10 protein-coding genes are annotated in these 10,790 nt (G+C 52.4%); all 10 read right to left on the bottom strand.

Features of this window, described 5'->3' with window-relative positions:
- On the bottom strand, positions 1-230 hold a 230-nt coding region (locus VMT71_11920; GenBank protein HVN24670.1), incomplete at its 3' end, for a type VI secretion system contractile sheath small subunit.
- 87 nt (positions 231-317) lie between these two features.
- On the bottom strand, positions 318-1,643 hold the full coding sequence (gene tssA, locus VMT71_11915; protein HVN24669.1) for a type VI secretion system protein TssA: 1,326 nt from the start codon (positions 1,641-1,643) through the stop codon (positions 318-320).
- Positions 1,643-2,449: a type VI secretion system accessory protein TagJ gene (locus tag VMT71_11910; protein ID HVN24668.1), complete on the bottom strand. Its 807-nt coding sequence runs from the start codon at positions 2,447-2,449 to the stop codon at positions 1,643-1,645. The genes tssA and VMT71_11910 overlap by 1 nt, the downstream gene beginning before the upstream one ends.
- 95 nt (positions 2,450-2,544) lie before the next feature.
- Positions 2,545-3,297 carry a TagF domain-containing protein gene (locus tag VMT71_11905; protein ID HVN24667.1) on the bottom strand — a complete coding sequence of 251 codons (753 nt, stop codon included), beginning with the start codon at positions 3,295-3,297 and terminating at the stop codon, positions 2,545-2,547.
- Complete coding sequence (locus VMT71_11900) at positions 3,282-6,764, bottom strand: type VI secretion protein IcmF/TssM N-terminal domain-containing protein (GenBank protein ID HVN24666.1); 3,483 nt, start codon at positions 6,762-6,764, stop codon at positions 3,282-3,284. The genes VMT71_11905 and VMT71_11900 overlap by 16 nt, the downstream gene beginning before the upstream one ends.
- On the bottom strand, positions 6,761-7,441 hold the full coding sequence (locus VMT71_11895; protein HVN24665.1) for a DotU family type IV/VI secretion system protein: 681 nt from the start codon (positions 7,439-7,441) through the stop codon (positions 6,761-6,763). Before VMT71_11895 ends, VMT71_11900 begins: the two co-directional genes overlap by 4 nt.
- A gap of 219 nt (positions 7,442-7,660) precedes the next feature.
- Positions 7,661-9,049 carry a type VI secretion system baseplate subunit TssK gene (gene tssK / locus VMT71_11890; protein HVN24664.1) on the bottom strand — a complete coding sequence of 463 codons (1,389 nt, stop codon included), beginning with the start codon at positions 9,047-9,049 and terminating at the stop codon, positions 7,661-7,663.
- Positions 9,049-9,555 (bottom strand): type VI secretion system lipoprotein TssJ, encoded by a 507-nt coding sequence (gene tssJ, locus VMT71_11885; GenBank protein HVN24663.1) that lies wholly within the window; start codon positions 9,553-9,555, stop codon positions 9,049-9,051. The genes tssK and tssJ overlap by 1 nt, the downstream gene beginning before the upstream one ends.
- On the bottom strand, positions 9,552-10,295 hold the full coding sequence (locus tag VMT71_11880) for a type VI secretion system-associated FHA domain protein (GenBank protein ID HVN24662.1): 744 nt from the start codon (positions 10,293-10,295) through the stop codon (positions 9,552-9,554). Before VMT71_11880 ends, tssJ begins: the two co-directional genes overlap by 4 nt.
- Positions 10,296-10,313: 18 nt before the next feature.
- On the bottom strand, positions 10,314-10,790 hold a 477-nt coding region (locus VMT71_11875; protein HVN24661.1), incomplete at its 5' end, for a hypothetical protein.

The following is a 10,790-nucleotide window of genomic DNA, read 5'->3' as shown; positions in this document are numbered from 1 at the left end:
ATGCCGGCAAGCACGTCATTGAAATTGTCACGGTCTAATTCTATAAATTTCCTGTCCTTCAATTTGGGAAGCGGTTCATCAGGTCTGCCGGACAGATCAGCCAGCACCCCGAGCACAAAAGGTAACTCCTTCATCTCAATTGAATCGCCCACCTCAACATCGTACGTTATCTGGACTCTCGGAGCTCTTACCCTGTCAAGTTTATGCTGTTGACTCTCTTTCTTTGGCATATGCTCTCCTTTCTACTAGACTGGTAAATCTTATTGCCTTCAGATACCCGGAAGCGAGCCTCTTTAAGCTGCTCCTTCTTCACACGATCACTGCCTGTATGTTAGTGCCTTCGTGACATCGGTGGTGCAAAGCCTCTGGAAAAGCGTTCTGGCTCTCCCGAGGTCGTCATCAGATGGCTCTCCGCTCATGAGGCATTGATAGAGCACATTCAACACCTCTGCTATCCACACGGGAGATTCCCAGCGATCGAGATGGAGTTCTTCCATGAGCGCATACAGTTCTTCGGCTATGGGACGGGCGAGGTCAGCCCGTTCGGCCCTGAGGCACAGCTTCGCCATCATGAGCCTGTAACGGTTCTTGTCCCGCACTGACGCGGTGCTGAAGGAAGCTGTGAGCAGACGGTCGAGCGCTTCTTTCACGCCTGATGTCTCCATCACCTGCACGGCGTCGTCCCACACGGCTCCGTCTGAGTTTTCCCCTGATACGATTGGCACTCTCATCGGGAGGGGCACCTCCTCGGATGTCATTACGCCCTGATCATCCGCGCTTTTTTTCTGCGCCGTGGGCGCGGCCTGCTTCTCTTTCTTTGCGGACGCAGATTTTTCAACGCCGGCAGGGTTCTTCTCTTTACAGATTCTGGCCACCAGCTGATTGCACTCCTCGATTGCCTTGCCAAGTTCCGCGAGTCTCGGAGCCTCCTGTTTGAATTTCTCATCGACGGTTGCATCCAATACTTTGAACTCGTCGAAGCACGAGAGCGAGAGCTCGGCCAGAGATTTATAAAAGGCTCCCGAAGATGCTGCCACGGCAGCATCAAACTGCTCAGCCGTTATCTTTCCATCTTCGATATCTTCGTCTCTTTTGTTCTTCTTATTCTCGTCAACGTCGCCGTACTTATTCCTTGTGTCTGATTCATAGCCGACCTCCCGCGATTCCTGATACTTGAACCAGGAGTAGCCGGGGGTTTTTCCTTCGTCTGTCACTGGTAACTGTTTAATTGCGGACCAAAGTTTTTCATTCATGAAGTCTAGAGGGGCAGCTCTGAATTCGAGGTCTCCATCTTCGACCGGAGGGTACAGCGTATCCCAAAAGTCCTGCAGCAGACCCGTGGCAATCTTGAGGCCCGTCGCGAGCCCCTCGAAGCCTTCCGTTGCCAGAAGGCCCTCGGTCAACCAGGCGGCGATCTGGAGATCCTTGCTCTTATTGGTGAGCGCCTCGACAGACAGCTTAACAACCTTCTCCCAGTCAGCTGTCTTTATTTCATTCTTCGACTCGCCCACCTCGAGTGGGTCCTCAGATTTTCTGGCCTCTTTTATATCCTCAAAGATCTGGCTGTAGCGTACATCATCTCCCGACGGATTTCCGCCGGGGATGGGAGCCAGAAGAGCATCGATGTCTATTTTCTGCTTCATCAGTGCCTTTTTGCCTCTGGTGCCTTAAACGTGACGTCCCCTAACTCGAGGATTGCGACCTCTTCTCTGTTGACACCGAAGACGTGCTGCCCCGACGCTCTCGCAAACTTGCTGCCCAGAGGCTTCCAGTCTGTCAGTCGGCCCAGCTTTACGCGGTCGTCATGATGCAGAAAAGAATCAGGATAGAGGACAGGCACATAGCAGTTTATTGTTAGCCCTTCCCATGTCACAATGCGCGCTTCAGACCAGAGAAGATCAAATAGGGTCTTGGGCTGCCTGACAGAAAGCTCTCTCAACGATTCGAAGGGTATCCAGATATAGCGTTCGTGAACAATGGCTTCCAAAAAGAAGGACAGGAAAGTATCCGTGTCACGAAAACCGCTGAAACTTTTTCCGCTGATGTTTCCTGCTATCTTCGGCCGGAGTTCACTCAGTTTATCATAAAGAGCACGGGCCTCCTTGAGCTTCTTCTGATTCAGCTTTTCCCAGGCGGTAAAGTAGAGCTCAAGATAGGATGGGATCCCTCCGAGAAAGCCGGGAAGTTTTTTGCGGGTATAGACTTCCTGTCTCTCCTTTTCTGCCTGTATCAGGTTCTTGTACGTCTGCACACCTGTTTCAGAACGAGGGTCGAGTGAGGCAATTACATCCAGGTGACCTCCTGCCTTGTCCCATTCACCGTAAAAAGAAAGAACCTGAAAAAGAAGTACACGCTTACTCACATCAGAGGGAGAAGCTTTCACCTCCGCGGTGAGCTGTTCGCGAGCTTCGGAAAGTTTGCCTGCCCTGATCAAATCCTTAGGATTCATGCGCAAGCGCTTAGGGAACTCGAAAAGAATAGTAGCACAGCCTCTGTCCGCGCGCAATCAAAATTGCAGAATCCGGACGTTTCAGCGGCCCTCCATCAACTTGCGGGATCCTTCTTCGTAAAGGCCATTGACCACAGGCGAATGAAATCAGCCTGGGACAGGGGGCGTCTGAAAAATGCCATATACGGCTTCTCTGTCGAACCTCCCATGAATGTGGCATTCGGCGCGGTTTCGACACGGGATCTCATTAAAGAGTGGTAGAGGCTCACCGCCTCGGTACGCTCACGCAGCGGGATCTGCGCCATCGGGAAAAAGTATTCTGTACCTTCGGCGAGAGCCGCCATCGTGGCGCCGAACGACTCCGGCTCCCGGAAACGCTCCCTCTTTCTGGCCAACTCCAACCAGTCCCCCACCGGTACCCGTAGGCTTCGAACCTCTTCTTCAAGTTCTCTCAGATCTCCGAAGGTTCTCGTGGAGACATTTTCCATGTGAGTCCACGCAGCGTCACAAGCGAGCGGCACCAGATCCCACTGGGCCGACCAGTCCTTCAGAGGGCCGGTCCCTATGATCAGAAGCGGGTACGGACGCGCAAGACCGTCGGTGCTCTCACATATGATGCCGCACACGACGTTATCTCTGCGCGCCTCTCTGGTCCAGAATCGCCAGGAACAGCGCGAGCCCGAAGGCTTCTCCTTCGAGACGAGTACCTGATAGCCATTTTCTATCCAGCCTGAAAAACTGACGAGCAAAGGAAAGCCCTGGCCGAGTGTAAAGTAATCCTTTGCTGCAGGATGCTTTCCGTAGGCTGCCCACTGCCACTGGCGTTCCGGTCTCAGTCTTTCCAGCATTGCACAACGTGCCTCGGTGCCTGGCCGGGGCCAGAACTCGCGGCTCCCATGATAGCGCTCTCTCCGCTGAATTGGTAATTTACATGTATGTACTTGATTCCTAGGCGTTCCAGCGATGCCCGTTCCACGGGGAAATCACTCGGGCTGTACGTGTGTCTTCCACCCCTGAAGTCGTGCAGAAATTCCGGGAATGCACGGGGACCCGTGTATTTCTTGGTCAGGACAATGTCACTGATCTCAATTTGGAAGAGCACATCTCCGCAGCCATCAGGTGTAAAGACAAATGTTTTGTTCACAGGGTAATTCTGGTTCACCAGGCTCTGTACGTTGCCTGCACACTGAAGTTCCAGTCTTGTGGCGTGCGGCTTGATCTTCGCGTCAGTGTTCGCGTCTGTCGGCAGTCCTTTGATCATCACGTTGAAGTTCTCTTTCTTTGGCATGGCTGCTGCTGCCGTAACCTTGGCCCCTTTGGCGAGAAAAGCAAAGAATGCGGGCTCGAACGGTATCGTGCCTCCGAGAATCTCTTTAGCATAGTATCCCCTTTGCATGCTCCATCCCATGAATGGAGCCGCTGTACCCGAACCTTTGACAAATTTCCATACAGGACCATCCGGTCCAAGAATAAGCTGAATCGCCTGTACGCCGCTTGCGCCCTGGGCTTCTGCCAGCACCTTTTCCTCCCACTGTGCCTGAAGGTAGCAGGCTGTCTCCATTCTCACGCAGGTCCAGAGAAAATCGAGGGGTCCTGTTATCATTCTGCCGATCACATCCTCGACGGGCCTGCCTCTGCCTATCCCTGCCTTCAGCCGGTTTGCCGCAGCGTAGCCGGCGTAGAACGGCGACTTGCCGGCGGCTGGTTCTTCGGTAAACGTCTGAGAAGCGAGCTGGTATGACTGAGCTTTTGAAGCGGCTGCCGGAGCGATGGAGTTTAATGCGGCTACCAAATCCTGGTAGGCTTTGCCGGCGGCGATCTGCGCCTCCAAGGCATCTGCTCCCAGATCCTTACCCAATCTTTTTTCTATAGCTCCCATTATCTTCTTGCCCTCTTCAGCAGCCTTTGCAACCGTGCCTTCGGTCTTACCCACAGACTGAGCCCGGGCTAGCTGAAATTGATACACTTGCTGCAGCCAGGCAGGCGTCCCCTCTGTGCGCGCCAATGGTTCCAACTCGAGTGCTGCTTTACTGAAGAATGCAAAATAGGGTGCTTTGTCGCTTGCCATTTTGGGAGCCATCTGAAGCCATTCCTTTGAGCCCTTTAATTTGCCGACTCCCTTGGGAAAAAATGTCCCGAATGTCTGCCACGTATCAAATGAAGCAGTACGATACCATTTCTCAAATTCTGTTTTACGATTTCCAAGCAACACCGGATCGATCAGCGCTGATTCCGTTTCCTTCAGGAAGCCGTCGATCATCTCCTTTCCTTTGCGTGTGAAGGCTGGAGTGACCACCTTCTCGTCGGGCAACGTCACAGAGCCTCCCCAGAATTCAGACAACGTCACAGGAGCAAGGCCCCCTTCTTTGTTTACCCAGCCGGCGAGCCACTGGAGGTTACGCGAAGCCAGTAGATCCTTTAGCCATGACTGCAGAACTGCCGTTTCCTTGTTGATATCACCCGTATCGCCGCGCCAGGTCAGATAGTTGAGATACAGATAGCCGAATTTTTTTCTCACCTCAGGTCCTGCTGTCTGGTCTGATGCAAGAGCAGAGACGTATGAGGGCTGAGGTTTACTCTTCAATTTGTCGAATCCCTGCCCCTCAAGGCGCGCCTTAAGCAAATTGATGCGCCTCACGAGATGAACGACATATTGCGACACCATGTCATCCGTGGCTCCTGCGGTGAGAAGCCTGGGCATGGCGTCCGCCATCTGTTTATCAAAAGGACCCAGAAATCCCTGATGAAATTGCCTGCAGTACTCTTCTTTGAGGGCGGCCTCCACTTTGAGACTCTCGTTCAATCCGAATCTAGGCATCCACCAGTTTTGATTCTGACCTTCTATCTTCAGGATCGTTTGTGCAAAGCGATCCATGGTCGTAAGATCCGTGAGAAGCTCACCCTTTAACGCAGGGGCATGGCCAAGCTCATGCGTAGCTACCCTGACAGTTCTCAGGTTTTTCACAAAAGAGAAACTGAGAAGGCCGCAAAGCGCTACGCCCAGGAGAATCCATGCCGTGAGCCCGAGATTCCTCGTGAGAGCTCGCCATTCAAGGGCTCGTGTGGTAGGAGCAAAGAGGCGCCGATCCGATGGCAGGATCCTGGCAAAAAATTCGTGCAGGAAGAGCCCCCTGCTTGTTCCGGGAAGGATCTCCTTTTCTCCGATGAGACCAAGGGCTTCCAGAAAATGGGAGTAAGGGGTGCCTTCCTGGCGGCCGCTGCTGAAGAAGAGTCCTCTGAGCGCAGGCGTTTCCTGGTATGGGTTTTCATGAAAGGCGGCCACGATGAAGGCTGCAAGACCTTTTCTGAGCTGTTCGAACTCCTCGGGGAAGAGCAGAAGAGCGGGATCGACGTTCTTTGACTGCGGACGATGCAGCATGAGAATCCTGAGCGTTCGGAGCCGTTCGCCGATGGTGGTCATGGCATTATCAAGAAAGGCAGCGACATCCTTTGAGAGGTTCTGGTTAATAAAACCCATGGGCTGGTCGAGCGCTTTATCCGGAAGCTGCTCGGAAAAATTGGTCATGCCCTGCACAAGATCACATTTGGTCACCAAAAGATAGACCGGGAACTTTACCCCGAGAACCCGCATGAGTTCATCGATGCGGCGCCGAATATTGTGCGCGTCCTCTTCCAGGACTTCGGGCGAAGCGCCAAGGAGCTTGTCAGCAGCTACGGAAACGATGAGCCCGTGAAGCGGTTCTTTTTTTCTGTATTTGATGAGGAGAGCTAGAAATCTTTGCCACTCCTCCTTGTCTCTTCCTTCATCAACGGGGATGGCATATCTGCCTGCCGTATCGATGATTACGGCCTGTTCAAAAAACCACCAATCGCAATTCTTTGTGCCTGATATGCCGGAAGCACGCCTCACTTCGGCAAAGGGCGATGAGAGCTTTGCGCTGCCTATTGCTGTCGTCTTACCCGACCCGCTTTCACCGATTACCATGTACCACGGCAATACGTAGAGCGGATTGCCCATTTTTCTGAGATGGGAACGGCGCAAGGCGTCGACAGCCTCCTTCCAGCGGTCCTGGAGCGCTTTCATCTCGTCTCTTTCTTTTCCGGTGAACGTTCTTATCCTGGCTTCGTCCTGTTCTATCACCTCCTGGACGAACTGCTGCTCCCGGCGTCTGGTAAGAATCCTCCGCAAGAAAAGGAATCCGATTCCGGCGGCTGCAAGGATTGCCAGCACTGCCAGCCCCACCCACCATGGAGAATCCATCCATACAACGAGGCCAAAGACCAGCAGAATGATCAGCAGAACCAAAAAAGCGACGAGTGAGACCTTAAGAATCTTTACCAGTAAGTTTTTCATCTGGACGCCGTCCTCAAAACGTGCTCAGCTATGCCGCTCAGTGAAAAACGATAAATCACGAATAAGAGGCCAAATATCAGGACCGGTGCTGCCAGCGCGGCCATTGAGGTGACGGAAAATTGAAACTTCTTCTTCTGGTATCCCAGGTCTGCTGTGCCTGCAGGGTAAGCCTCAGGAAAAAGGTCCGTCTTTTCCAAAGACGGAACGCTTGGCGACCCACCCAGAAGAAGCTTGAGATTCGAGCTCTGCAGCTGCTCGAGCAGGTACTCATCTTCAGGTTTGAGAAATCTTCCTTTGAATCCCAGGCTGAGGCAAAGGTAATAAAGTTCCCTCACATCCTTCTGGTGAAATGCGAGCCGGTTCAGGCGCTCAAAAACTTCCTCACCCGCTTCCGTCGTGTTGTAGAAGATACGTTGAAGCTGCTCTCTCTGCCACTGTCCTCTATGCTGCCACTTTGATGCAAGGATCGACTCATCCGCCCACGCGCAGATCATGAATCGCGCCTGATCATAGTCTTCCTGTGAGAACCAGCCTTTCCTCACGCACTCTTCACTCTTCGTGAGAAGGCGCAACATGTCTGCCTTGACCTGCTCGTACGCAGGCTGCTTTGTGGCAGCAGTCCTGCTGAAGTAGGTCACGTAGGCCACGAGTTCGATGAAGCAATCAGTCAAATGCATATTCCCTCCGAGCATCGATTTGGCTTCAAGTGTATACTTTCCGACGGCCCACGCAGGCGGCTGCTACACCCGCCGATCAAATCTCAATATCGAATATCTAAATCCCAAACAAATTCAAATATCAAACATTCCAAACTGGAGGCCTGGGCCCAGTCAGGTTTGGGTTTTTGGGCATTCGGAATTGTTTAGGATTTCGACACTAGGATTTAGGATTTCTCCTCATCTCCCTACAATCATCAATTCGACGTCCAGATCCTCCGGCGCATTATCCCAGTAAAAGGCGACATTATTTCCTTTCTTTACAGGCGCCCATTGGTCGCTCTGGTAATCGACGGCGAAATAGATGGAATGAGCCCTGCGCGGCAGTTCCTGTGGTGGGACCGGAAGATGCTCCAGTCTCACTCCTGGCAGGGCGCGTGCGATCAGGATGGGAAGGTGTTCTCTTGAGCTTAACTTGGCAATAGATGTAACCGATTGAATAACAGGTTTTGGATCCGCGTCGGTTCGGAAGACGAGATAAAAGCGGTTACGAGCCTCGAAAACCGCGGGCTTGAGTTCTGCAGCGTAGTATGTTCCGTCGTAGACGAGTCGGATCATGTATTCTGGCCCGGCGGTGATCTCGTCCAGGAGCTGAGATATCAGGATCTGAGCCTGTGAAAAGCAATCCCAGAGAGTCTCGTGGTCATACCTGGGGAGAGCTTGCTCTTCACTCTCGGTCGCACCCATGACATTCACTTTTTCCGAGAAGGAAGAGAGTTCTCCTATGAGCTGACGGAGAAGCCCGTACACAGCCCACGGGTGGACCTGTCTGACTTCCGTGATGTGAAAGAACAATGGTACGTACCGATTAAGCGATCGCAGCGCCAGAAGATAGACCATATCTCTCGAGCCGAACTCCGCTGTCTGAATGCCTCGCTGTCTCTTAAGTTCCTCGAGTTGATGACTGCGAGCTGCGATTTGATCCCTTATCTCTCTTATGAGTTTCATGAGGGGCTGTGAGCTGGAGATCGCAAGGCAGGGGGGGATGAACCTCTCAGAGAATCGAATCTCGTCACCCATCCTTTCGAGCTGAGCAATGGGAACCAGGAGATAATCGCCCAATTTTTCCTTTTCAGATTCGAAGAAAAGCTTCATGTTGTAGTGGAGACGCTGAATCTTGCCGACAGGCCCTCCGGAGTGCATGTCTTTGACATCTTCCGGATCGGCCAGCACGATATAGCGCGTGGTGACCGGGAGCGTATCTTCAAGTTTTTCGACAACGGCGACATTCTCTCCTGCATGGTTCCATTTTCTTAATCCTGCATACACGGTTAGTGGTCTGCCTCCCTCCACCCACGCCTCTTCAAAGAGCCTGGGTTCCAAGAAAGCGTTTCCGGGGAAGACCGCGTGAGAGCCGTCTGAGAACAACAGGTTGGCTTTAAGCGGACTGAGAGACCTGGTGCCCAGTGCGGCCTGCTGAATCTCCATCTCGCCGACGCCCCAGAAGTGAGGTTCAGCGTAATCATAGAGCGGCAGAAAAAGAGACTGCAGTGAACGCTCGAGTAACTGAAAGTGCTGAGGTTGCAGAAACAGCCCCTGGTGCCAGTATAAGGATTTTTCAATCTCCATTATCGCCTCTTCAGATCTTGAATTGCGTCGGGACCCAGATAAAGCTCTATGGTAACGTTCTGAGGTTTCGAGCTCATTGTGCCGACAGGAATAGGAAACAGGCGTGCCGCATTTCCCTTCTGGAGGTTGTAGTAACCCGCAACAACACTCACGTACTTTGCACCTTCAGCGCGGTCAAGGCTATCCTTTACTTCCTGACCGGGCTGTATCACTAGTCTTTTGGTGTAGGCAACGCTCGCGTCAAAGCGGCCGCATTCCAGAAGCTTCGGCAGCCCATCCTTCTCGTCGAGAAGTTGGTTGAATGCATTAGGATCTCTGAGCTGGTAGGTACACGCCACAATGGTGTGAGGGCTGCCCTGGTAAAGGTTCAATTGAGGGTCGGCTCGCAACGTGAGAAACACGGCCTCTTTCTTGTAGGAGTATTCCGGCGAACGACTTACTGAACTGCAGGCGGCAAGAGTCATAATTGCCGAAACAACTAACAAGCTATACACGCGCTTCTTCAAGAGACCCTCCTTGGTTCAGTTTTATAGAGCCTTTGACAAATTCTTTCAAATTCCCTCAAAAACCTTTCCATGAGCCGCCCCGAATCGAGACCTTCTTTAACGACACCAAAACGATCTTTGTAGGAATCGAACAGCTCGGCCTTGCGCAGGGGGCCAAATTTCAAGCTCTTTTCCAGTGACGCCTCGATTCTCGCGGGATCCAGTTCATTGAGCAATTCCCTGATGAGTTCTCCCGTGGCCTGACTGAATGCCTTATGAGCCGTCAGGAAAGCCTCCTGGATCTGGTCCAGATAATTCTGGAGCGAATTGTCACCGCCCCCACTTCCTATGTGCATGCCGATGATCTGACGGATGGTCTCCTGCTCAGCCCCGTGTCCGAGCAACGTAGTGTTGATGACGCTGATGATCTGATTAAGCGTGTTAAAGACCGTGTTTAGCGATTGAGCCAATTTCTCTGATAGTTCCTCGTATGAAAGGTCAGATATCGAGATCTGCTTCCCCAGCAACAGGGAGAGCAGGCGTGAAGATTCTTCGGACGGAAGAGAAAGGCCTGTCTTCGGTTCGGAGCTTTTGTCAAATCGGGTTACCAGTTTCTCGAGCAGACCCAGACGTTCAGCGCTGCCCACATGGCGTAGTTTGTCGTCGAGGTACTCCTCTATCGAAGCGTCAAGAGAAGCACTTGATCGGCTGAGAGCTCTGAGCTTTTCTGCGAGTTCTTCTAGTGAAGCGGTTTCATTCATAAGACCGGACCCACTTTTTCATCTCTCCTTCTTATCGATTGTAAGTATTACCGTCTCAGCAATGAACTCCTCTCCCTGTGCCTCCCGTGCGCTCTTTTTCTGAGCAGGCTGTATGTTTTTGCTCGATTCTGCACCGGGTTCGGGCTGCTTTCCGGACTCAGTAGGGGAAATAATGATCGTCTCCGAAAGTTGCTCTTCAGTCCCACTGGAGATGACGACGGTTTCTTCCGGAATAGTTTCCTTCTTTTCAGGTGAATGCTGGGGGCGGGTATCTCGTACAGGAAGGATGACTGTTTCAGCGAATCCCGCGCTCTCTTCCGTCTGAGGCTCAGGTTTCACTTCGTAGGCCTTGGCCGAAGATTTCCATTTATCCATCAGTTTGAGGAGTGCGGTGCGGATAGCCGCATCGTTCTCTGTTTGGGCAGTTACAGAGCATTCTTCGGTTTGTTCGATCAGAGGCGAGCTGTAATCGGGTTTGGACTCAAAGAGAAGAGA

Source organism: Syntrophorhabdales bacterium, from assembly GCA_035541455.1.
In the GTDB taxonomy this organism is placed as follows: domain Bacteria; phylum Desulfobacterota; class Syntrophorhabdia; order Syntrophorhabdales; family WCHB1-27; genus JADGQN01.
This window is presented reverse-complemented; position numbering and strand designations above follow the sequence as displayed.